The organism is Microbacterium shaanxiense, from assembly GCF_054779995.1.
Genome location: NZ_BAAGXE010000005.1, coordinates 153,464 through 176,201, shown reverse-complemented (window position 1 = coordinate 176,201; position 22,738 = coordinate 153,464). Strand labels below are relative to the sequence as shown.

The 22,738-nt window shown below is 67.7% G+C and carries 22 protein-coding genes and 1 pseudogene; 15 read left to right on the top strand and 8 right to left on the bottom strand.

Annotated features, from left to right (window positions below; genetic code table 11):
• Nucleotides 1-3: 3 nt before the first annotated feature.
• Nucleotides 4-1,524: an ABC transporter substrate-binding protein gene (locus ACYVG2_RS17205; protein ID WP_460782102.1), complete on the bottom strand. Its 1,521-nt coding sequence runs from the start codon at nt 1,522-1,524 to the stop codon at nt 4-6.
• Between the two features lie 120 nt (nt 1,525-1,644).
• Here ACYVG2_RS17205 and ACYVG2_RS17200 point away from each other — a divergent pair, with 120 nt between their 5' ends.
• Genes ACYVG2_RS17200 through ACYVG2_RS17175 form a run of 6 tightly spaced genes read left to right on the top strand, consistent with a single transcriptional unit; the run spans nt 1,645 to nt 7,682 of the window.
• Complete coding sequence (locus ACYVG2_RS17200) at nt 1,645-2,334, top strand: alpha/beta hydrolase (RefSeq protein ID WP_460782101.1); 690 nt, start codon at nt 1,645-1,647, stop codon at nt 2,332-2,334.
• Nucleotides 2,331-3,623: an O-acetylhomoserine aminocarboxypropyltransferase/cysteine synthase family protein gene (locus ACYVG2_RS17195; protein WP_460782100.1), complete on the top strand. Its 1,293-nt coding sequence runs from the start codon at nt 2,331-2,333 to the stop codon at nt 3,621-3,623. Before ACYVG2_RS17200 ends, ACYVG2_RS17195 begins: the two co-directional genes overlap by 4 nt.
• Nucleotides 3,624-3,673: 50 nt before the next feature.
• Nucleotides 3,674-4,732: an LLM class flavin-dependent oxidoreductase gene (locus ACYVG2_RS17190; protein ID WP_460782099.1), complete on the top strand. Its 1,059-nt coding sequence runs from the start codon at nt 3,674-3,676 to the stop codon at nt 4,730-4,732.
• Between the two features lie 4 nt (nt 4,733-4,736).
• A complete protein-coding gene (locus tag ACYVG2_RS17185) occupies nt 4,737-5,732 on the top strand; it encodes a Gfo/Idh/MocA family protein (RefSeq protein ID WP_460782097.1) in 996 nt (331 codons plus the stop codon).
• Nucleotides 5,725-6,714, top strand: coding sequence for an NYN domain-containing protein (locus tag ACYVG2_RS17180; protein ID WP_460782096.1), 990 nt, complete (start codon nt 5,725-5,727; stop codon nt 6,712-6,714). The genes ACYVG2_RS17185 and ACYVG2_RS17180 overlap by 8 nt, the downstream gene beginning before the upstream one ends.
• Nucleotides 6,715-6,728: 14 nt before the next feature.
• The gene (locus tag ACYVG2_RS17175; protein ID WP_460782095.1) at nt 6,729-7,682 is read left to right on the top strand and encodes an epimerase; all 954 of its coding nucleotides are present in this window, start codon (nt 6,729-6,731) and stop codon (nt 7,680-7,682) included.
• Here ACYVG2_RS17175 and ACYVG2_RS17170 read toward each other — a convergent pair.
• Together ACYVG2_RS17170 and ACYVG2_RS17165 are read right to left on the bottom strand one after the other, a co-directional pair.
• Nucleotides 7,675-8,658, bottom strand: coding sequence for an epimerase (locus ACYVG2_RS17170; protein ID WP_460782094.1), 984 nt, complete (start codon nt 8,656-8,658; stop codon nt 7,675-7,677). The two genes, ACYVG2_RS17175 and ACYVG2_RS17170, sit on opposite strands and share 8 nt — an antisense overlap.
• Entirely contained in the window at nt 8,655-9,038 is a 384-nt protein-coding gene (locus tag ACYVG2_RS17165; RefSeq protein WP_460782093.1) for a PLD nuclease N-terminal domain-containing protein, read from the bottom strand. The genes ACYVG2_RS17170 and ACYVG2_RS17165 overlap by 4 nt, the downstream gene beginning before the upstream one ends.
• A 35-nt stretch (nt 9,039-9,073) precedes the next feature.
• Here ACYVG2_RS17165 and ACYVG2_RS17160 point away from each other — a divergent pair, with 35 nt between their 5' ends.
• Nucleotides 9,074-9,676, top strand: a complete 603-nt coding sequence (locus ACYVG2_RS17160; RefSeq protein ID WP_460782092.1) for a GNAT family N-acetyltransferase — start codon at nt 9,074-9,076, stop codon at nt 9,674-9,676.
• A 6-nt stretch (nt 9,677-9,682) separates the two neighbouring features.
• Here ACYVG2_RS17160 and ACYVG2_RS17155 read toward each other — a convergent pair whose 3' ends face one another.
• The 3 genes from ACYVG2_RS17155 to ACYVG2_RS17145 all read right to left on the bottom strand — a co-directional run bounded on the left by ACYVG2_RS17155 (nt 9,683) and on the right by ACYVG2_RS17145 (nt 11,370).
• Entirely contained in the window at nt 9,683-9,892 is a 210-nt protein-coding gene (locus ACYVG2_RS17155) for a hypothetical protein (protein ID WP_448967560.1), read from the bottom strand.
• 76 nt (nt 9,893-9,968) lie between these two features.
• Nucleotides 9,969-10,898, bottom strand: a complete 930-nt coding sequence (locus ACYVG2_RS17150; protein ID WP_460782091.1) for an aldo/keto reductase — start codon at nt 10,896-10,898, stop codon at nt 9,969-9,971.
• 31 nt (nt 10,899-10,929) lie between these two features.
• A complete protein-coding gene (locus ACYVG2_RS17145) occupies nt 10,930-11,370 on the bottom strand; it encodes a DoxX family protein (RefSeq protein WP_460782090.1) in 441 nt (146 codons plus the stop codon).
• 51 nt (nt 11,371-11,421) lie between these two features.
• On the opposite strand from ACYVG2_RS17145, the gene ACYVG2_RS17140 reads away from it, so the two are divergent.
• The 4 genes from ACYVG2_RS17140 (at nt 11,422) to ACYVG2_RS17125 (ending at nt 13,448) form a co-directional block, all read left to right on the top strand.
• Nucleotides 11,422-11,874, top strand: a complete 453-nt coding sequence (locus ACYVG2_RS17140) for a GNAT family N-acetyltransferase (RefSeq protein ID WP_460782089.1) — start codon at nt 11,422-11,424, stop codon at nt 11,872-11,874.
• A 227-nt stretch (nt 11,875-12,101) separates the two neighbouring features.
• Complete coding sequence (locus tag ACYVG2_RS17135; protein ID WP_460782088.1) at nt 12,102-12,398, top strand: hypothetical protein; 297 nt, start codon at nt 12,102-12,104, stop codon at nt 12,396-12,398.
• A gap of 115 nt (nt 12,399-12,513) precedes the next feature.
• The gene (locus tag ACYVG2_RS17130) at nt 12,514-12,999 is read left to right on the top strand and encodes a hypothetical protein (RefSeq protein WP_460782086.1); all 486 of its coding nucleotides are present in this window, start codon (nt 12,514-12,516) and stop codon (nt 12,997-12,999) included.
• A 95-nt stretch (nt 13,000-13,094) separates the two neighbouring features.
• A complete protein-coding gene (locus tag ACYVG2_RS17125; protein WP_460782122.1) occupies nt 13,095-13,448 on the top strand; it encodes a sulfite exporter TauE/SafE family protein in 354 nt (117 codons plus the stop codon).
• A gap of 32 nt (nt 13,449-13,480) precedes the next feature.
• On the opposite strand, the gene ACYVG2_RS17120 is transcribed toward ACYVG2_RS17125, so the two are convergent.
• Nucleotides 13,481-14,134, bottom strand: a complete 654-nt coding sequence (locus ACYVG2_RS17120; protein ID WP_460782085.1) for a TetR/AcrR family transcriptional regulator — start codon at nt 14,132-14,134, stop codon at nt 13,481-13,483.
• Nucleotides 14,135-14,291: 157 nt separating this feature from the next.
• Between ACYVG2_RS17120 and ACYVG2_RS17115 the strand changes: the two are divergent.
• The 4 genes and pseudogenes from ACYVG2_RS17115 to ACYVG2_RS17100 form a co-directional block, all read left to right on the top strand.
• Nucleotides 14,292-15,965, top strand: a pseudogene (locus tag ACYVG2_RS17115) (amidase); the annotation flags it as partial.
• A 419-nt stretch (nt 15,966-16,384) separates the two neighbouring features.
• Nucleotides 16,385-19,267 (top strand): aminotransferase, encoded by a 2,883-nt coding sequence (locus ACYVG2_RS17110; protein ID WP_460782084.1) that lies wholly within the window; start codon nt 16,385-16,387, stop codon nt 19,265-19,267.
• Nucleotides 19,268-19,327: 60 nt separating this feature from the next.
• Nucleotides 19,328-20,356: an agmatine deiminase family protein gene (locus tag ACYVG2_RS17105; protein ID WP_460782083.1), complete on the top strand. Its 1,029-nt coding sequence runs from the start codon at nt 19,328-19,330 to the stop codon at nt 20,354-20,356.
• A 161-nt stretch (nt 20,357-20,517) separates the two neighbouring features.
• A complete protein-coding gene (locus ACYVG2_RS17100) occupies nt 20,518-20,835 on the top strand; it encodes a hypothetical protein (protein WP_460782082.1) in 318 nt (105 codons plus the stop codon).
• An 888-nt stretch (nt 20,836-21,723) separates the two neighbouring features.
• On the opposite strand, the gene nrdF is transcribed toward ACYVG2_RS17100, so the two are convergent.
• Nucleotides 21,724-22,701 carry a class 1b ribonucleoside-diphosphate reductase subunit beta gene (nrdF, locus tag ACYVG2_RS17095; RefSeq protein ID WP_448967543.1) on the bottom strand — a complete coding sequence of 326 codons (978 nt, stop codon included), beginning with the start codon at nt 22,699-22,701 and terminating at the stop codon, nt 21,724-21,726.
• Nucleotides 22,702-22,738: the final 37 nt, after the last annotated feature.

Sequence of the window (22,738 nt, the reverse complement as noted above, 5' to 3'; positions counted from 1 at the left end):
GTCTCAGCCCTCGACCTTCACGTCTTCCCAGCGCTGCACGTCGAGCCAGTGCTGGATGCCGGTGATGTCGTCGGGGTGGATGAGGATGCGCGGCCAGCTGAAGAGGAAGGTGTTCGGCTGCAGCTTCACTCCCACCTCGACGGCGTCCTGGATGGTCTCCGCGTATGCGGAGTCATCCGTCGGCGTGGCGCGTGCCTTGTCGATCGCGGCCGTGAGCTCGGCGGGCGTCTGGCGTCCGAGGTTCATCAACCCCTCCGGGCCGTACAGGACCTCGAGCGCCTGCAGCGGTGACTGCCGACCCGAGTAGCTGTCGAGCACGAACGGGAACGTGCGCTGCACGTAGTTCTGCGAGATCGCGGCCGCCGCCTGCACGTTCAGGGTGACGCGGATGCCCGCTTCGGCCCACTGCGCCTGCAGCAGCTCGGCGAGCGCCGTGTCATCCTCACCGAGGGTGAGCATGATGTCGACGCCGTCCGGGTAGCCCGCCTCGGCGAGCATCTCCTGCGCGGCGTCGACATCGTGCGGGTAGAGGTCGTCCAGCTCCTCGCTGTGCGCGACATAGCCGTCCGGGAACGGCTGCCAGTTCGCGGTGCCGTGCCCGAAGTATGTGGAATCGATCAGCGCCTGACGATCGGTGGCATGACTGATCGCCTGCAGCACCCTCTGGTCATCGAACGGCGCCACCGTGCCGTTCACGTCCAGGGCCCTGACCGTGAGCGCCTTGATCACCTCGACATCGAGACCGGCGGATTCCGCGGCCTCGGCCTGCGACGCGGGGATGATCGCGACATCCCATTGCCCGGTGTTCACACCGGCGACCGCCGTCGCGTCGTCTGCGACAGGGACGACGGACAGGTCGTCGATGAAGATGTGGTCGGCGTTCCAGTACTCGTCATTCTTCTCGAGCGTCGCGTGCGCGTTGGGCACGTACTCGGTCAACGCGAACGGGCCGGCGCCCTCCGGCTGCGTGGCGAGAGTGGTGACGTCGTCGAAGGCCGCCGGGTTCACGATGAATCCGGTCTTGCCGGCGAACAGGTACGGCACCTGATAGTCGGCCTGGTCGAGATGCACCGTCACGGTGTGCTCGTCGACGACGTCGATTCCCGTGACGATGCGCAGCTGTCCGGCCAGAGTGGAGTTCTCCTGGTCTCGCCCGCGCTCGAGGTTGCTCTTCACTGCCTCCGCCGTCACCGGTGTGCCGTCGCTGAAGGCGGCGTCTTCGCGCAGGTGGAAGGTGATCGCCGTGCCCTCCGCGTTGTACTCCCACGACTCGGCCAGTCCCGGCACCGGCTCGCCCTCGGTGTCGAGCTGCGTGAGCCCGTCGTACACGAGCGCCAGCGCATGCGTGTCCCAGCCTGCGGTCGATGTCACCGGGTCCCAGCTGGTGGGCAGGCGCCACCCCCAGGTGAGCGAGCTGGTACCGCTGCTGTCGTCGGCCGGGGCCTGAGACGCGGCGCATCCGGTGAACGCGAGGGCTGCGACGCTGAGAGCGGCAAGTGACGCGAAGGGGTGTCGTGAAGTCATGGATGTGAAAGTAGAAGGCCACGCAACCGCGAACCAGCAGCGCCGATGCGGGACGACACAGACTGCAACAGTTCGACACATGCGTGTCGCGCGCACCTGATCAGCGCTCACTATGGACGCATGACCACGAGTTCCCCCGCAGCCATCTGGACGCCCCCTGCCCGCGTGCGCGGCATCCTCGCCGTCGTCACGGGCCGCGGCGAGCGCGCACCCGTGTACGAGCGTTTCGGGAGGCGGATCAGCGCCGACGGCTACACCGTGGCGGTGTTCGAAGCGGACGCTGACGCCGCAGCGGCCTGGCTTGCCGGCATCGACGACGTGCCGACGGTCCTGGTCGGCTCCGACACCGGCGCGGCGGCCGTTCTGCGCGTGCTCTCGCAGGGAGGGACGCCCGACGGTGCGATCATCGCGGGTACACCGGTCGAGGTCGACGGCACCGATGAGCCGACCGACGAGCAGCGCACCGCATGCCCCGTCCATCTCGGCGTGCTCGGCGCGGCCGAATCGCGCACTGCCAGCGCGAGCGTCGAACGGGCGCCGGCCGCACCCGACCTCGCGGCGATCGCCGTGCCCGTCCTCGCGTTCCACGGATCCGCAGACGCGGTCTCCCCCATCGCCGAGGCCGGTGCGCTGCTGAGCGCGGTACCCGACCTCGAACTGATCGAGACCGTCGAGGGCCTGCACGACGCGCTGAACGACCAGTCGCATCGCAGCGTCGCGGCATCCGTCGTGCTCTGGCTCGAGCGGCTGCGCAGCGGCGACGTGCACACCCCTGCCGTGCGGCACGCGGTGGGGGCAGCCGCCGCATGACCGCTTTCTCGACGCAGCAGGTGCAGGGCGGTTACACCACCGGAGTCCCGCAGAACAGCGCGGTTCCGCCGATCTACCAGACCGCCGCCTATGAGTTCGCCTCGCTCGCCGACGCCGCCGACCTGTTCGCGCTGCGCCGGGCCGGGAACCTGTACAGCCGCAACGCCAGCCCCACCCAGCAGGTGCTCGAAGAGCGCGTCGCCGCGCTGGAGGGCGGAGCATCAGCCGTCGCCGTCGCCTCCGGCCAGGCGGCCGTCGCGGTGACGCTGATGGCACTCGCCGGCCGCGGCGGTCACATCGTCTCGGCGAACCAGCTGTACGGCGGCACCGTCGACCTCTTTCAGGACACGTTCGACGACTTCGGCATCGCGGTGACGTTCGTCGACCAGGACGACGCGGAGGCGTGGCGGGCCGCGATCCGCCCGACCACCCGTGCACTTTTCGCGGAATCGGTCGCGAATCCGATCGCCCAGGTGCTCGACTTCCGCCTCGTCGCCGACATCGCCCACGCGGCGGGCGTACCGCTCGTGATCGACAACACGGTGGGGACCCCGTACCTGATCCGCCCCGGCGAGCACGGCGCCGACTTCGTCGTGCACTCCGCGACCAAGTTCCTCTCCGGCCACGGCACATCGCTCGGTGGTGTCGTCGTGGATCAGGGCTCGTTCGACTTCGGCGCGCAGCCCGAGCGATGGCCGCAGTTCACGGCTCCGTATCCGCGGTTCGGCGAGCTCGTGCTCTGGAAGCGCTTCGGGATCGGCCAGGCCTTCGCCGCGCTGGTGAAGTCCAAGTACGTGCACGATCTCGGGCCCTCCCTCTCACCGTTCAACGCGTGGCAGATCCTGCAGGGCATCGAGACGCTCGATCTGAGGGTGGCGCGTCAGAGCGCGACGGCGTTGACGATCGCCGAGCACTTGTCGCAGCATCCGAAGGTGGCCGCCGTCCACCACCCCGGACTCGCCGGCAACCGCTGGCACGCGCTCGCCGAACGCTACCTGCCGCGGGGCGTGCCCTCCGTGCTCTCGTTCGATCTCGCAGGCGTCGAGGATGCCGGCGCCCAGACCCGCGTCGCGCAAGTGGTCGATTCCCTCGAGGTCTTCCGCCTGGTGGCGAACATCGGCGATGCGCGCAGCCTCGTCTCGCACCCGGCATCCATGACCCATTCCCACCTGAACGCGCACCAGCGCGCCGCGGCAGGCATCTCGCTGAACACGATCCGGCTGAGTGCCGGGTTGGAGGATCCCGGCGACCTCATCGCAGACCTCGACAGCGCGCTCGCGCGCATCTGAGCATCGCCCTCACTCGCAGCGCCACGCGGCGCACTCGACCAGGAGACATCATGAGCATCAATCTCGGCTACTGGACACCCGTATACGGCGGATTCCTGCGCAACGTCACGGACGAGGGGCAGATGGCGGCGACGTGGGAGCACATCCGGGAGGTCTCGGTGAAGGCCGACCGGCTCGGCTTCCACACCACGCTCGTGCCGGAGTTGTACCTCAACGATCGCAAGGGCGTCGAGGCGCCGAGCCTCGAGGCGTGGTCGCTGTCGGCCGCGATCCTCGCCGTCACGGATCGTCTGCGGGTCATGACGGCCGTCCGCCCCGGCTTCCACCTGCCAGCGGTGCTCGCGAAGACGGTCAGCACGCTCGACAGCATCGCGCCGGGGCGGGTGTCGTTGAACGTCGTGGCCGCGTGGTGGGCAGAGGAGGCCCGGCAGTTCGGCGGCAACTTCCCCGCGCACGACGAGCGGTACACGCAGGCGAAGGAGTTCGTCGAGGTTCTGAACGGGCTGTGGGAGCAGACGCCGTTCTCGTACGCGGGCGATCACTACGAGTTCGAGGGCACGATCGTCGAGCCGAAGCCGCAGGTGCACCCCGTGGTCTTCGCCGGCGGTGAGAGCGATTCCGGACGCGAAGCCATCGCCGACTTCGCCGACGCGTACGTCATGCACGGCGGAACGCTCGACGAGGTGCGCAGCAACGTCGCGGACATGAACGCCCGCTCGGAGCGGATCCATGGTCGTCCTATTGCCGAGTTCGGGATGCCGGCGTACGTCATCGTGCGCGACACCGAGGCGGAGGCGCAGCGCGAGCTCGACCGGATCACGACGGTGGATCCCGACTCGCCCGGCTACGCATCCTTCGAGGAGTTCACCCGTCATTCGAACCTGTCGCTCGAGCTCAGTCGCCCGGAGTACTCGGTCGGCACGCGCGGGCTGCGCCCGAACCTCGTCGGCACGGCCGAACAGGTCGCCGAACGCATCAACGACTACGCCGAGGCCGGCATCACGCTGCTGCTGATCCAGGCGTCGCCGCTGGATGAAGAACTCGACCGCATCGCCGAGCAGGTCTTCCCGCTCGTCCCGCAGGAGGCGCTCGCGACTGCTCTACGCTGAGAACATGACTGGTCTTCGCTGGGGAATCCTCGCAACCGGCGGCATCGCGTCCGCCTTCGCCTCCGATCTGCGCACCGCCGGGCGTGATCTCGTCGCCGTCGGCTCGCGTTCGCAGTCCTCCGCCGACGCTTTCGCCGCGAAATTCGACATCCCGCACGTGCACGCCACGTACGAGGATCTCGTCGCGGATCCCGACGTCGACATCATCTACGTCTCCACGCCGCATCCGATGCATCACGCAGGGGCGAAGCTCGCCCTCGAGAACGGCAAGCACGTGCTCGTGGAGAAGGCGTTCACCGTCAATCGCGCCGAGGCCGAGGATCTGCAGCGCATCGCGGCCGAACGCGGCCTGCTGGTGATGGAGGCGATGTGGACGCGCTACCTGCCGCACATGGTGCGCATCCGTGAGATCCTCGCGGAGGGCGCGCTGGGCGAGGTCCGCGCCGTCACCGCGGATCACACGCAGCTGATCAGCTCCGACCCCGCGCATCGCCTCAACGACCTGAAGCTCGGCGGCGGTGCCCTGCTCGATCTCGGCATCTACCCGATCTCGTTCATCTGGGACGTCCTCGGTGCACCGACGAGCATCCAGGCCACCGCACGGCTCGTCGAGACCGGCGCCGACTCCGAGGTCGCGACGATCATGACGCACGAGGGGGGCGCGGTCTCCACGAGCCTGTCGTCGTCCAGGGCGGCCGGCCCCAATGCCGCATCCATCATCGGCACCGAGGCGCGGATCGACATCGACCGGGTCTGGTACACGCCGACGACCTTCCGCGTGGTCGCACCGGACGGCACGGTGCGCGAGACCTACACCTCCGAGGTCGAGGGACGCGGCATGCAGTACCAGGCGTTCGCCGCCGAACGGCTCGTGAGCGAGGGCAACTTCGCAGGCGACGTTCTCCCCATCGCGGAGAGCGTGGCCATCATGGGCACGCTCGACGAGATCCGCTCCCAGATCGGCGTGAGCTACCCCGGTGAGGAGCGCGACCATGGCTGACACCCAGGATCCTCGCGTCGCCGTCTATCTCGACTTCGACAACATCGTCATCTCCTGGTACGACCGCGTCCACGGCCGCAACGCCTACGGCAAGGATCGTCAGCGCATCGCGGAGAATCCGCACGACCCAGAGGTCGTCGAACGGCTGAAGGCTGCGATGATCGAGGTCGGGGCGATCATCGACTACGCCGCGTCGTTCGGCACGCTGGTGCTCACCCGCGCCTACGCCGACTGGTCCTCCCCCGTCAACGCCGAGTACCGTTCGCAGCTCGTCGCGCGCGCGGTCGACCTCGTGCAGCTGTTCCCCGCCGCTGCGTACGCCAAGAACGGCGCCGACATCCGCCTCGCCGTGGATGCCGTGGAAGACATGTTCCGCCTCTCCGACCTGACCCACGTGGTGCTCGTCGCGGGTGACAGCGACTACGTGCCGCTCGCACAGCGCTGCAAGCGGCTGGGGCGCTACGTGATCGGCGTGGGCGTGGCAGGCTCGACCGCGAAGTCGCTGGCCGCCGCGTGCGATGAGTTCGAGTCGTACGACTCGCTTCCCGGCGTCGTGCGCCCCGCGGCCAAGAAGGTCGCGGCCAAGGCAGAACCGGTCGCCGAGACGCCGAAGGCGGACGTCGACGCGGATGCTGAGGCGGAGGTGCCGGCGAAGGCCAAGGCCCCGCGGACGCGCGCCAAGAAGGCGGCCAAGCCGGCCGAACCCGAAGTGATCGCCGAGCAGGAGCCCACGGCGCTCACCGAGCAGGACGAGGCGACGCTGCTGCTCGAGCGCGCCCTGCGCCTCGGCCATGACAAGGCGGACGCCGACGAATGGCTGCACAGCTCTGCGGTGAAGACGCACATGCGACGCATGGATCCGTCGTTCAGCGAGAAGGCCCTCGGCTACCGCTCGTTCTCCGACTTCCTGAAATCCCGCGACGAGATCACGGAGCTCGAGGAGACCGGGCACGAACGGCTGGTGCGGCTGCGCGAGCCCTGAGTGGGACGATTCCGATGAACACCGGCAGAGTCGTGATCGGCGGATCGTCCGGCTTCATGGGACGCCATCTCGAATCCAGGTATCGCGCCGAGGGCCGAGAGGTCGTGACGATCTCGCGTTCCGGCGCTGACCTCGGTTGGGACGATCACGCCGGCATAGCTCGGGCGGTGGACGGCGCCGATCTCGTGATCGGGCTGGCGGGCAAGAGCGTGAACTGCCGCTACACGCCGGAGAACCGGGCCGAGATCTTCCGCTCCCGCCTGGAGACGACCGCGTCGCTCAGCGCGGCGATCGAGAAAGCGGCATCCCCGCCGCGACTCTGGGTGAACTCGTCGACCGCCACGATCTACCGTCACGCCGAAGATCGTCCTATGACGGAGTCGAGCGGAGAGATCGGAACCGGGTTCTCGGTCGAGGTCGCGAAGGCGTGGGAGAAGGCGCTGTTCGCCGATGTCCTGCCGCGGACGCGCCGCGTCGCGCTCCGAAGCACGATAGTGCTGGGCCATGGCGGGGTGCTCGGCCCGCTGAAGCGACTCGCCCGGATGGGGTTGGGCGGCGCGCAGCACGACGGCTGGTGGCCGGCCTCGAAGGCGCGCAGGGCGGCGGGGACCGCGCACTTCCCCGGTGCCCTGCACGGATCGCAGCGATTCAGCTGGGTGCATCTCGACGACATCGGTCGGATCATCGACTTCGTCGAAGACCATCAGGGATTGGCGGGACCGATCAACGCCGCCGCCCCGCATCCCGTGGACAACGCCACGTTCATGGCGACCGTGCGAGACGTTCTCGGCGTGCGATTCGGTCCGCCGATGCCCAGATGGATGCTGGAGCTCGGTGCCATCGGCATCCGTACCGAGACCGAGCTGATCCTCAAGAGCAGGTGGGTGCTGCCGGAGACGCTGTCGGCTGCCGGATTCGAGTTCGCCCACCCGGCGCTCGAAGCGGCGGTCCGCGACTCTCTCAGTTGACGCGCCGCCCGCGGATGTCGCGGAGGGCTTCGTCGAGTTCGGGATGCGCGAACTCGTAGCCGGCCTCAGTCAGCACACCCGGTGCGACCCAGCGGCTCTTGAGGACGAGCTCGGACTCGGTGCGCAGCACCCACATCGCCGGTTCGAGCATGAAGCGCCATGCCGGCAGCCCGAACGGCATGCCGACGGCGCGACGCAGGGCGGCCATGAGCTCGCGGTTCTCCACCGCACCGGGCGCCGCCATGTTGACCGGCCCGCCGATCTCGGGGTGCTCGAGGAGGAACCGCACTGCTCCGACGAAGTCGTCGACGTGGATCCAGCTGAAACGCTGCCGCCCGTGGGAGCGGACGCCCGACTGCCGGGGTTCGGTCGGATGCGGACCGATTCCGCGATAGCGACGGTGAGGTAACCACCATCCGTCGTGCTGCGCGCCGCCGATCCCGAACCGGGCGAGGCGGAAGAGCACGTCGCCGACCGGACCTTCACCGAGCACGATCGTGGTGCGCAGCGCGATGCGTCGTGTGCCTGGCAGGTCGCCGCGGAAGAGCTCGGCTTCCCAGTTGCGTCCGACATCGGGCGAGAATCCGGTGTCGAAGTCGGTGTCCTGCTCGGTCTGCGCACGATCGAGGGCGTAGCGGTACAGCGTCGCCGTGCTCGCGTTCATCCACACGAGCGGCGGATGCTCGGCACGCGCGATGGCCTCGTTCAGGGCGCGGGTGGTGTCGACGCGTGAGCGCAGGATCTCGTCCCGGTTCGCGTCGGTGTAGCGGGCGTTCACCGACTTTCCAGCGAGGCCGATCACGAGCTCCGCACCGTCGACGAGACGCAGGATGCCGTCGGGGTCGTCCCACCGCGCGTCGGGGCCGTTGCGACCGATCACCCGCACGTCGTATCCGTCGGCTGTGAGAGCGCGAGCGAGTGCGCTGCCGAGCGCACCGCTTCCCCCGCCGAGGACGGCGCGCCGGACCCCGGTCACGCCGTGTCCGGTTCGCCGTGCTCGCGCTTGCGCGCCTCGATCTGCTGGCGAAGCTCCCACTCCTGGATCTCCCGGTCGAGGTCGGCGATCTGCTGCTCGGTCGTGCGGGTCTCGGCAGGCGGTGACCACGACGGGGCCGGAGGCGTCGCCTGACCGCTCTGACGCGAAGCACGCTGCGGCATGCGCGGCATCGATATGCCGCCACCGGAATACTCGCGACCGAGAGCGAACCAGAGAGCGCTGCCGATGAGCGGCAGCAGGATGACGATGATGACCCAGACCATCTTCGGCAGATACTTCACCTGCGAGTCGTCGCGCGTGATCACGTCGATCAGAGCGCCGATCATCAGCGCGATGATGAGGATCGAGAGGAACGGCATGCTTTCACCCTAGCCGTCGCTCATAGACTGTCGCCATGGAGTTTCGCACCACGCCCGGCCCCGTGACCCTGACCGGACGACTGGTCGAACTGCAGCCATTGGATCGTTCGCACCACGACGCCCTCGTGGAGGCGGTGCAGGAGAAGGACCTCTGGCAGACGGCCTGGTACACCTCGGTGCCCGCCCCTGACGGGGTGGCCGCCGAGATCGACCGACGGCTCGCGCTGGCAGAGAAGGGCGAGATGGTGCCGTTCACCGCCGTCGATGCATCCGGTCGCGTGATCGGGATGACGACGTACTACGACCTGGTCGGCGAGGTGCCGCGACTGCACATCGGCTACACCTGGAATCGGCCGTCGGCCCACGGCACCGGCACCAACGCCGAGTCGAAGCTGCTGCTGCTCACGCACGCGTTCGAGACGCTGGGCGTGTTCCGCGTGGGGTTGACCACGCAGTGGGTGAACTTCCAATCCCGCGCGGCGATCGAACGCCTCGGCGCCAAGCAGGACGGCGTGATGCGCGCGATCTCGCGCTACCGCAACGGCGCGTTGCGCGACTCCGTGGAGTTCTCCATCATCGAACCGGAGTGGCCGGCCGTGAAGGCGAACCTCGAGGCACGGCTCGCGAAGAGGGCCTGAGCCCGCTCAGGAGGCCGAGGGGCCGCCATCCCAGTTGTTCGAGCGGCGGGTGGCGCCGCTGCGTCCGGCGCGCATGATCCATGCCATGGAGAGGCAGAACGCGGCAAGCCCGGCGCAGAAGACGAGCGCCTGGAAGTCAGGAAGGCCGTGCGAGAGGCCCATCAGCACGATGCCGCCCACGAAGAGCACCAAGTAGACGATGAAGCTGATGATCACGGCTGCCTCCTGTTGTGATTGCCGTACCCAGCCTACCGCGCCGCGGCGGTGGCGCTGGATGCGGCCGGGATGAGTCTCACGGGACGATGTGCCCGGCGGCGCGGAACAGTTCGTACCACTCGGGGCGCGTGAGCACGACATCGGAGCCTGCCGCTGCCGCCACGAGGCGCTCCGGCGTGGTGGTGCCCATCACGACCTGCATGTTCGCGGGATGCCGTGTGACCCAGGCGACCGCGATGCCTGTGGGTGTGACGCCGTGAAGATCGGCGAGCCGATCGAGGACATCGTTCAGCTCGGCGTAGTCCGGGTTCCCGACGAACGTGCCCGCTCCGGTCGCCGCCTGCATCGGTGACCAGGCCTGGACGGTGATGCCGTTGATGCGGCAGTACTCCAGGACGCCTCCCCCGTCCCGAGTGACGGACTGATCGGTGCCGCCCATGTTCGCGGCGATGCCCTGTGCGATGATCGGCGCCTGGGTCAGCGAGAGCTGCAGCTGGTTGGCGACAAGCGGCTGCGTCACAGCAGTGCGCAGCAGGTCGATCTGACGAGGGGTGTGGTTGGAGACGCCGAAGGCGCGCACCTTCCCCGATGCCTCGAGTTCATCGAAGGCACGAGCCACTTCCTCCGGCTCGACGAGGGCGTCGGGGCGATGCAACAGGAGCACGTCGATCCGGTCGGTGTCCAGCGCCCGCAGCGACCCGTCGACCTGACGCAGGATGTGCGCGTAGGAGAAGTCGAACGTGCCGTCTTGGGGGACGATCCCGCACTTGGTCTGGATCGTGATCTCATCGCGTTCCGCCGGCGACAGAGTGAGAGCCTCGGCGAAGCGCTCTTCGCAGGCGTGCATCCGGCCACCGTAGATGTCGGCATGGTCGAAGAAGTCGATCCCTGATTCGCGGGCAGAGCCGTAGAGCTCGCGGATCTGCGCGTCGTCCTTGTCCTTGATGCGCATCATCCCCGCGATGACGGCAGGAGCGGTGGCGGTGGCGAACGGCACGGTCTTCATGACCACACCGTATCGCGCGGGTCTTCGGATGTCAGCGGCGTCCGGACGGCGCGCCTGTGCTCCACAACGCCCAGAGCACGAGGAGCGGCTGCAGGAACAGTCGGAAGAGCCGCCGCCCGTCGGTGTCGAGCAGTGGCGCTGAGCGTCCGGTGCGCCACTGATGAATGTTGCCGGGGAGGACAGCGACGAAGAACGCCGCCACCGCCCAGCCGACGCGCGTGCGCTCCTTGGGAAGCGCGACGAGCGCTCCCGCGAGCGCGAGCTCCACGACCCCTGACGCGACCACGATCGCGTCCTTGTCCATGCGCAGCAGTCGGGTCGCCCAGTCGGGCACGGTGATGCGGAAGCCGCGTCTGCCCCAGGTGAGGTGCCCGACGCCGGTCGCCGTGAGGGCGGTGGCGAGGGTCCAACGCGCGACGCTGCGCGCGTTGATCAGTCGATTGCTGCTCGCGCGCTGTCCTCGTCTGCCCATTTCAAGGAGCCTACGCGCTGCGCGCCCGCGCCGGCGCGATACGGTCGGCAGGTGCCTGAATTCCGCCGCGCCGCCGTGTCCGAGATCGATCCCCTCACCCTCTACCGGATCCTCTGGCTGCGCGTGAGCGTCTTCGTCGTCGAACAGAAGGCTGCCTACGCAGAAGTGGACGGGCGCGACATCGAACCCGGTACTGAGCTTCTCTGGTGCGAGGAGGCCGGCGCAGTCGTGGCAACCCTCCGAATCCTCCGAGACGACGCCGCGATGCGGATCGGGCGAGTGGCCACCGCTGAGTCGGCCCGCGGACGCGGATACGCCGCCGAACTCATGCGGGCTGCGATCGCGCGATGCCGGGAGCGATCGCCCGGTCTTCCCATCGCCCTCGACGCGCAGACCCACCTCGAGCACTGGTACGGGCGGTTCGGTTTCCTCCGCTCCGGCAGTCCGTATGAGGAAGACGGCATCCCGCACATCCCGATGACGCTCGAGCTCCAGCCTCAGTGAGGGCACGAAAGAGACCCGGCCGTTTCGCCGGGGCCTCAGAGACTTACTCTCAGAAGTCCCAGTTGTTGCCGGCGGAGGCTGGGAGGTGCGTAAACACGCGGGTTTCTGCGATGCTGCTGACTATTCGTGCCTTCTACGAGCCACTCGCGGCTGTCTACCGCTCTCGCCGCAGTCGTGGACCAGGAGCACTCCCCCAAGTTTACTCGCCGCGGACCTAGGCTGTTGCGTTGGGTGGACCGACCGACCTACGCGAGAAGGCGCTGCAGGTACTCGAGACTATCCCCGATGTGACCGTCTATGCGGAGTACGAGGGGCGGGACAACTATGCGCAGTTCACCGCACTGCTCCGCATGGGAGGTGATCTGGCAGCCGACGCCTCACGTGGTGGAGGCGGCGAGTCTGAGAAGACCTACGCGGGCTTCCTGGCTACGCGAGACCTCGTGGCCCTGCGACATGAAGATGAGCGCGCCGCGAAGAGTGCCCACGGGGAGTCTGGGGTTGCCGGGTCCGGCCCCGTGGAGTAACCGTTATCCGCCCCACTCCCCTGTGTCCACCGGATGGCGCCGCTACCTGGCGAGGAGACGGCTACTGTCTCAGTCATGGTCGCATTCAGCATGAATCCCGAGCTACTGACTCGATATGACAACGGATAACGGGAGTGGTCTTTCTGACCGTGATCGGCTGGCTGACCTACTGCACGGTCTGCATCAGCAGGCCGAGAGGATGATTTCAGATTTCAAGGCCGCGGATCCGGCGACCATCGATCTGGTCGGGCGCGTCGAATCGTTGCCAGGAGTAGTTCTCGACGTCCTGTTGGCTATGAAGGAGCAGCTACCGGATGTTTCGCGTGCAGCGCTCGACGAATGGCAAGAGAAGACAGAACGACGCCGACGCGGACTGTTGATGTATCAAGAGAGTTCGTATGCGCAGGCGTTGCGGGAGCGGGAGGCACGCGAGAGGCCTCTCGAGCGCCAGAGGCGCGAGTGGCAAGATCAGCAGACTGAGCTCCAGCAGCAGATGCGTGCGTGGCAGGACAACCCGCTGCTTCGTGAGATGCGGGAATGGCAAGAGCACTTCTCCTTCAGCTGCGGTGCCTCGGTTTCCGGTCCGAGATCTGCGAGTTAATGTCGCTGTGTTCGTCGAGAGACGCGACGTACTCCGCGTGGCCGCGCATCGCCCGGCTGTACCGCTCGAGTTCCTCAACGTGCACATGATCCGCACTGGTCGCGGCCGGCATCGTCACCGGCATTCTCTCGGGAGTGCTGGGCGTCGGCGGCGGCGTCATCGTGATTCCGGCGCTGATGTTCTTCTTCGATGCCAGCGACCTGATCGCGAAGTGGACTTCGCTCTGCACGGTGATCCCCTGGCCGCTGTCGGCCACGCTGGGCAACACGCGCCGCAAGAACGTCGACCTGCGCGGCGGACTGTTCATGGGAGTCACCGCGTGCCTCGCATCGCCACCCGGTCTGCTCACTGCCACGACGATCACACCGCTCTGGTCCAATATCGCATTCTCGGTGCTGATCGCCGCGAACACGGTGCAGCTGATCGTGCGAAAGATGCGGCGTCGTTGACAGCCATGACCTTTACCAGCGCCGATTGTTGACTAGCCCGAATGACGTGAGGCGAATGTGACGGTGCCCTGCGCCCGCGGCGTCGAGCGGGCATCGGGGCGAGCGGAAGCGATCAGCATGCGCAGGCCCATCTCGAAGGCGCGCGTTGCGACGGGATCGTCGGGATCCTCATGCTCCAGCGTCGCGAAGGCCGCGGCGAAGCGCGGGAATTCTTCTTCTTGGCCGGTCGGATCGAAGACTACCGAAGGTCCCGACATGTCGAGGACGCTGCCCAGGATGAAAGACTCGAAAGCCGTGAGCAGCGGGAGGACATCCCCACTCCCCCAGCCCGCCTCCTCGGCCGCGACCGCGAAGTCCTCGTACTCCGCCAGCAGAACCGGAGCCGAGGCCTTCGTCGTCATGAGCAGAGGAATCGTCCCCGAGTGATGCGCGAATGCGCGCCGGTACGAAGTGGCCCAGGCCCAGAGCGCCTGTTCCCAAGGCTGTTCGCGAAGAGGTCGGGAGTCGATCAGCGCCGACACGAGCGCCCGCACGTCTTCGATCATCGCTGCACGATCTGGCACGTGATTGTAGAGCGAGGCGGGATTCACGCCCAGCTTCGCCGCCACGCGACGGATGCTCGCACCCGTCACCCCGTCCCGATCGATGAGCTCGAGGGCGGTGCGAGCGATGAGGTCGCGGTTCAACAGGGGCTTCGACGGTCGTGCGATGAGAGTCTCCTTCGGCCGCCCCAGCCTACGCCGTGAAAAGTCTGGTGCTCAAGAAACAAACGCTGTATGTTTTATCTCGCCGCGCCCGTCCGGCGGTGCAGAGAGCGCTCACGGCGCCAGCGGAGAGAGAATCATGGACCACTCGACATTCACGGTCGTCGAAGCCGACATCGCGCAGCTGCACGCCGCCCTCGAGGCCGGGATCGTATCGAGCGTCGAGCTCGTCGCCCGCTACCTCAACCGCATCGCCTTCTACGACCGCTCGGGCATCCGTCTGAATTCGGTTCCTGTCCTGAACCCCGCCGCGTTCGACGAAGCGCGGGAGTCCGACATTCGTCGGGCCCGGGGCGAGTCCCGGGGCGTGCTCGACGGGATCCCGTTCACTGCGAAGGACAGTTATGCCGTTTCGGGGCTCACCGTCGCATCCGGATCCCCCGCCTTCGCCGACCTCGTCGCGTCGGAGGACGCCTTCGCCGTCGCCCGCCTGCGCGAAGCCGGAGCGGTCTTCCTCGGCCTGACCAACATGCCTCCGATGGCGGCGGGCGGGATGCAGCGTGGGGTCTACGGTCGGGCGGATTCGCCGTACAACGCCGACTTCCTGACGTCGGCTTTCGGATCCGGATCCTCCAACGGCTCCGGAACGGCGACCGCGGCGAGCCTTGCGGCGTTCGGTCTCGGCGAAGAGACATGGTCGTCCGGCCGCGCGCCCGCGTCGAACAACTCTCTCGTCGCCTACACCCCGTCTCGCGGCGTCATCTCGGTGCGCGGGAACTGGCCGCTCGTGCCCACGATGGACGTCGTCGTGCCGCACACGCGCACTGTGGCCGACATGAGGATCGTGCTCGACGCGGTCGTCGCCGATGACGCCGACACGCACGGTGATCTGTGGCGCACGCAGCCGTGGATCCCCCTTCCGCAGCCGTCCACGCTGCGTCCCGAGTCCTTCGCCGAACTGGACGACCTTTCCCTCGCCGGCCTCCGCTTCGCGGTTCCTCGGATCTACATCAACGGCGACGACGCCTCGGCTTTTCCGATCGAGACTCGCGAGAGCGTGATGGCCCTGTGGGCTCGACTGCGAGACGATCTCGAATCCGCCGGCGCCGAGGTAGTCGAGACGGCGTTTCCCGCGGTCGACAATTACGAGAAGCTGCACGCACAGGACCGCGACCTCGTAGAGCGCGGGTTCGTCACCGCCCAGTTCCTGCAGGACGAGGTCGGGGCGCTTGCGATCTGGGCGATGGACACGTTCCTGCGCCACAACGGCGACCCCGCTCTGGAGCGGCTCGCTGATGCACAGGCCTCTCAGATCTTCCCCCACCCGCGCGGAGCCCTGCAGGACCGCTACGGCATCCTTCCCTTCGACATCGCCTACGACATCGGCGACTATGTGGCGGTGGCCGCGGAGCGCGAGCCCGACTGGACGCGGATCCCGGGCCTGGAGGCCGGGCTGCGCGGCCTGGAGCACGCCCGCCGTGTGGACCTCGAGGAGTGGATGAATGCCGAGAACCTCGACGCGGTGATCTTCCCCACCGCGGCCGACGTCGGCCCCGCCGATGCCGATATGAATCCGCGTTCCGCGGACATCGCCTGGCGTAACGGTGTCTGGGTGTCGAACGGCAATCTGGTGCCGCGCCATCTGGGGATCCCGACTTTCACGGTGCCCATGGGCATCATGTCCGACACTCGGATGCCGGTGGGGGTGACCATCGCCGGGCGCGGTCATGATGACGTGCGACTGCTGCAGATGGCCTCGGCGGTCGAGGCGTTGCGCGTGCGCCGAGAGGCCCCCGTGCGCACACCGGCGCTGGCCACAGAGGCCCTGTTCGACACAGCGGTCCCGACGGCCGACGGCTCGATCACGGTGCAGATCGACACCGTGACCCTCGACGCGACTGCGGGCGGCGACGGGCTCGTCCGCTTCACGGCGACCGTCACCGGCGGGACCCTCGACGATTGCGCCGCCTCGGTCGACGGCATCCCCGTGCCGACGACGACGGACGGCGAACGGATCACGGGTGAGCTGGTCGTGCCCGCAGACGCCTACGAACCGCGCCACAGCGAGTGGCGTCCCGGGTACGGCCCGCTCGTCGTCGTCGTCGTCCGAGACGCCGACGGCGCCGCGGCCGGCCACACCGCCACGACGACCGCCACCCCGTTCTGACACCTGACATAGCCGACGTCGCGAGCACCTGACCCGGCCGTCGCAGAGAAGCGAGAAGAGAGACCATGTCGCACGAGTTTTTCGACTATTTCGAGCACGTCGAACTGCCCTCGCCGACCCTCGACGACGCCGAGGTCCGGCGTCTCTTCGCCGACACCTTCGGCATCGAGGTGGATCTGACGTCGCTCGGCAGCCAGCAGGACCAGAACTTCCGCGTCTTCCCGCGCGACTCGTCCGAGCCCCTCGGCGTCCTCAAGCTGAGCAATCCGGTCTTCAGCGAGCCCGAGATCGAAATGCAGGACGCGGCGGCCGCGACCGTCGGCGACCGTGAGTCCGGACTCCGCGTGCCTCGCGTGGTCCTGGGTCCCCGAGGCCCCCTGTCGTCGTGGTGGAACACATCGCAGGGACGGATCCATGCGCGGGTGATCGAGAACCTCTCGGGTCGCACCCTGATGGGGTCGCGCTACCTCTCCCCCGCCGTGGTCAGCCGCATGGGTGAGCTGTCGGCCCGCGTCAGTCTCGCATTGGCCGATTTCGACCATCCCGCGAGTGGACGCGTGCTGCAGTGGGACCTCCGGCACGCTGGCCGGGTGATCGACACGCTCCTCCCGCTCGAACCGGATGCCGCCGTGCGCGAGTTCGTCCGCGCCGCCGCACATGACGCGCTGCGCACCCTCCTACCGGTCGCGGAGTCGCTGCCGACCCAGGTTGGGCACTACGACATCACCGACGACAACGTGCTGCACCGAGAGGACGATCCCCTGCCCGACGCAGTGATCGACTTCGGCGACGTGGTCCGCTCCTGGCGCGTGGGCGAGATCGCGACGACCGTGTCGTCGCTCCTGCACCATGAGGGTGCGACCCCCGCGACGGCACTCCCCGCGATCAGGGCGTTCCACGAGCGCCGGCCCCTCGACGCGAGCGAACTCACCGCGCTGTGGCCTCTCGTCGTGCTGCGAGGCGCCGTGCTCGCACTCAGCGGCCGTCAGCAGGTGCGCCTCGACGACGCGAACTCCTATGCGGGCGACGCTCTGGAGCGCGAGATGCTCATTCTCCAGGTCTCAGCATCGGTGCCGTCACGAGTGATGAACGCCGTGATCCTGGATTCGCTGGGCCACCGGGATGCGCACGACGAGGTCTGGACCGGCGCCCCGCTCGCCACGTTCGATCGGGTGACCGCGCTCGACGCCGGGACGCTCTCCCCCCTGAACGACGAGGGACGCTGGTCGGCGCACGGCGCTCTCGACGACGCGGCACTGGCGTCGCTGGACGACGGGGCCGACGCGGTCTTCCTTCCGGCGTGGCAGGCCGTGCTCACCGAGGCGCCCGCGCGCACGCCCGAAGCGCCTGCGACGATCCCCACCGGTGTCACCGTCTGGCTCGCGCAGCCGACGCCTATCTCCCGGATCGACGACACGACGACGATCCGACCGGGCACGATCGCCGTGTCCGACGGCGGCGAGACCCTCACGATCTCCGGACTTCCCTCCTCAGGCGACGACCGGGTCCTTCCCGCTCGCACGCGCCTCTTCGTGCAGCGGCTGGGGGCCGATGTCGTGGCGGCGCCCGAGCGCGTCACCGCCGAGATGGCGGCGGGCTGGAGAACCGTTCTCGGCGACCCTGCCGCGGCGTTCGGCCTCACTCCTCCGGCCGCGGCCGACGCGGACGGCGAGGACGTGCTCGGCCGCCGCGAGGCCGTGCTCGCCGAGGTCCAGGAGCACTACTACGCGCACCCGCCCCAGATCGAGCGGGGATGGCGCGAGTACCTCATCGACATCGACGGCCGCGTGTACCTCGACATGGTCAACAACATCGCGTCGGTGGGCCACGCCCACCCCCGCATTGCCGAGGCAGCGCACCGGCAGCTGCGTCTGCTCAACACGAACTCCCGATTCCACTACCGGGCGATCACCGAGTACGCCGAACGAATCGCCGCGACCCTTCCGGATGAGCTCGACACCGTGTTCTTCGTGAACTCGGGCTCCGAAGCAGTCGACCTCGCCATCCGCCTCGCCCAGGCGTCGACCGGCCGACAGGACGTGGTCTCCATGCGCGAGGCGTACCACGGGTGGACCTTCGCCAGCGATGCGGTCTCCACCTCGGTGGCCGACAACCCCGCAGCCGTAGACTCACGCCCGGAATGGGTGCACACCGTCGCGGCGGCCAATCCGTATCGCGGAACACACCGCGGCGCCGACGCGGTGAACTACGCCCCCGAGGCGGTGCAGGTCATCGACGGGCTCGCAGATTCCGGGACGCCCGCCGCCGGCTTCATCTGCGAGTCGTACTTCGGCAACGCCGGAGGCGTAGCTCTGCCCGACGGCTATCTGCGCGAGGTGTACGCCGCGGTCCGCCGTCAGGGCGGGATCGCGATTGCCGACGAGGTGCAGGTGGGATTCGGGCGACTCGGAGAGTGGTTCTGGGGCTTCCAGCAGCAGGACGCCGTTCCCGACATCGTCGCTGTCGCGAAGTCCATCGGCGCCGGTCAGCCCCTCGGCGCGGTCATCACCCGTCGAGAGATCGCCGACCGCTACCGCACACAGGGCTACTTCTTCTCCTCCACCGGCGGCTCTCCGTTGTCGTCCGTGGTCGGCCTGACGGTGCTCGACATCATCCGCGACGAGAACCTGCAGGAGAATGCACGACAGGTCGGCGCTCACCTGCGCTCGCGCCTCGAGGCGCTCGCCTCCAAGCATCCGATCATCGGCGCCGTCCACGGATCGGGACTCTACCTGGGGCTCGAATTCATCCTCGACCGCGAGACCCTCGAGCCGGCGACCCGCGACACGGCCGCGATCTGCGACCGACTGCGGGAACGAGGGGTGATCATGCAGCCGACCGGCGATCATCTCAACGTCTTCAAGATCAAGCCGCCGCTATGCGTCACCCGCGAGTCGGTCGACTACTTCGCCGATGCCGTCGCGCACGTCCTCGCGACCGGTTGGTGACCTCCCCTTCGCTTCGCACTCCCGACAGACACCCCCGAGATAGGAACGACCATGTGGCGCATGCCGGCAGAGACCGCAGAACACACCCGAACCTGGATGGCCTTCCCTCGCGAGGGCTTCACGCTCGGCGACACCGCCGCGGCGCGTGAAGAGGGCTACGCGGCCTGGACGGCCGTCGCCCACGCCATCATCGAGTTCGAGCCCGTGACGATGGTGGTCGATCCGACCGAGATCGCCCATGCACGGCGCATGCTCGATTCCTCGATCGAGATCCTCGAGGCACCGGTCGACGAGTTCTGGATGCGCGACATGGGCCCCACCTTCGTCGTCGACGACGACCGGCCCGACGTGCTCGGGGCGGTCGACTGGATCTTCAACGGCTGGGGAGCCCCGGCGTGGGCCGAGTGGCAGAAGTCCGCGCAGATCGCCCGCACCGTCGGCGAGGCGATCGGCGCGGAGGTCGTCTCGTCCCTCCTGGTCGCCGAGGGCGGCGGACTGCACGTCGACGGCGCCGGCACCGTGCTTCTGACGGAGACGGTCCAGCTCGACCCCCGCCGCAATCCGCTCGCCGACCGCGCGCGCGTCGAGGCGGAGATGGCGCGCACGATCGGCGCCGATCAGGCGATCTGGCTCTCGCAGGGGCTGACGCGCGACTATGACGACCTCGGCACCAACGGGCATGTCGACATCGTGGCCACGTTCACCGCTCCGGATCGGGTGCTGCTGCACGACCAGCTCGACGTCGCGCATCCGGACGCGCAGGTGATGAAGGTCCTGCGCGGCGAGTTGGAGTCGCAGTTCTCGGCACTCGGACGCACGGTCGAGATCACGGCACTGCCGGCACCGTCGACGCTGCGCGATGACCACGGATTCGTCGACTGGAGTTACGTGAACCACCTCGTCGTCAACGGCGGCGTGATCGCGTGCGGCTTCGGCGACGACGTGGCCGACGCCCGCGCCCGCGCCATCCTGAGCGAGTCCTACCCCGGCCGCACGGTCACCACGGTCGATGCCCGTCCGCTCTTCGACCGTGGCGGCGGCATCCATTGCATCACCCAGCAGCAGCCCACTCTGCCCGCCGCGGGCTGAGCATCCCGTCCCTTCACGATCATCCCGGCGACGATGCCGGGGAATGAGGTCACCATGGCTCCGACTGACCACGCCGCGCGTCTGCCGCTGAACAGCAGACGAGCGGTCTCGACTTCGGGCTGTCCGTCCTGGGACTGCTCACGGCCAATCTGCTCCCGTTCATGGTCATCGCGCTCGAGCAGTCGGTGGGACTCGGTGTCACCGAGGCGGGGGCGGTGATGACCGGATGCCTGCTCGCCACCGCGGTAGCGTGGGTCTCGACCACCCGCCTCGCCGAGGGGTCGCGTCGCATCGCGGTGGCCCGTGCCGGGCTGGCACTGGCGGCCGTCCTGTTCGCCGTAGCCGCGGTCGACCCGAACGATCTGGTCACCATCCTGGCCGTGATCGTGGGCGGAGCCGGTGCCGGTGGTGCGCTCTCCACCAGCGGTGACGCACCGACTCCTGACGCGAAATGGAGACGCTCGGTGCCGCAGGGATGATCCCGTCGCAGGCCGCCCGGCGCAAGATCATCATGAGCACGATCAGCACCTCGGATTCAATGGCGCAGGGATCCGGTCGAGTCGCTGCGTCATCGCTCGGATGCGGTCCACGTCGATCTCCCTCACCGGAGTGTCACCGAACTCCGGAATGAGGTAAACGCTGACCTTGCTCTGATACGAGCGGACGGTTGCGATTGCCCGAATCTTGCCGCTGCGATTGCGCTCTGCCTTAATCATCTGCACCCATCGCTCCGAGTACTCCTCGAACCCCATCGACCGCGCTTTCTCAGCAGCGGCTTCGGCGCGATTCTATGCCGCTACGGCCGCTGGCGGATTCCACTGGCCGAGCGAGATCTTCGCGTGCACGGCGGCACACCATGTCCGCGCGTCCGTCTTCGTGAGGAACGTCAGCGCTTTGTCGCCCTCGGTCCGAGCCGTCTACGTCTCTACGTCGGGTCAGGGATAGCGCGCTTGCCAGCGGCCAGAAGGGAGCTTGCGCAGGCCGCCCCACGACTCTCGCTTCGATGCAATCATCGTGCCCTCCCGTGGACTCGAATGGACGAGCGTGGACCGTCGTGCCACTTCGTGCCACTCGATACCCAGGATCCGCATGTTTCCGGGGATCGTGAGGGATTTCGTGGGTCACCTGTGGCACGCAGTGGCGCGCACTCGTCCGCACGGCAACCCGAAATTACGGGTGCCGAATCCTCTCGCGTCCATGAGGGAGGTGTGCTCGTGCCACCCGCGTGCCCCACCGAACGGGTATTCCCGGTCATCTCTGTCCTCCTCTGTCATTTCGAAGAGGGCACGAAAGAGGCCCGAACCCGCGAGATTTCGCGGGGCCGGGCCTCTGACCAGCTGTTTCGCCGGGGCCTCAGAGACTTACGCTCAGAAGTCCCAGTCCTCATCCTCGGTGGCCTCGGCCTTGCCGATCACGTACGACGAACCGGAGCCGGAGAAGAAGTCGTGGTTCTCGTCGGCGTTCGGCGAGAGCGCTGAGAGAATCGCCGGGTTCACGTTCGTCACGGTGGACGGGAACATCGGCTCGTAGCCGAGGTTCATCAGCGCCTTGTTGGCGTTGTAGTGCAGGAACTTCTTGACGTCCTCGGTCAGGCCGACGCCGTCGTAGAGGTCCTGCGTGTACTGCACCTCGTTGTCGTAGAGCTCGAAGAGCAGGTTGAAGGTGTAGTCCTTCAACTCGTCTCGGCGCTCCTGGGTCTCCTTCTCGAGGCCCTTCTGGTACTTGTAACCGATGTAGTACCCGTGCACGGCCTCGTCACGGATGATGAGGCGGATCAGGTCGGCCGTGTTCGTGAGCTTCGCCTTGGACGACCAGTAGATCGGCAGGTAGAAGCCCGAGTAGAACAGGAACGACTCGAGCAGGGTCGAGGCGACCTTGCGCTTGAGCGGGTCATCGCCCTGGTAGTAGTCCATGATGATCTGCGCCTTCTTCTGAAGGTTCGCATTCTCAGTGGACCACCGGAACGCCTCGTCGATCTCCTTCGTCGACGCGAGCGTCGAGAAGATCGAGGAGTAGCTCTTGGCGTGCACCGACTCCATGAAGGCGATGTTGGTGTACACCGCCTCCTCGTGCGGGGTGATCGCGTCAGGAATCAGCGACACTGCGCCGACCGTGCCCTGGATCGTGTCGAGCAGCGTGAGGCCGGTGAAGACGCGCATCGTGAGCAGCTGCTCGTCGGGCGTCAGCGTGTTCCACGACTGCACGTCGTTCGACAGCGGCACCTTCTCGGGCAGCCAGAAGTTGTTCACCAGACGGTTCCAGACCTCGAGGTCCTTGTCGTCCTGGATGCGGTTCCAGTTGATCGCCTGTACGTGCTCGACCAACTTGAGCGATTCGGGTGTCATATCCCTTGTTTCCTTTTCGTCCCTGAGCCTGTGAAGG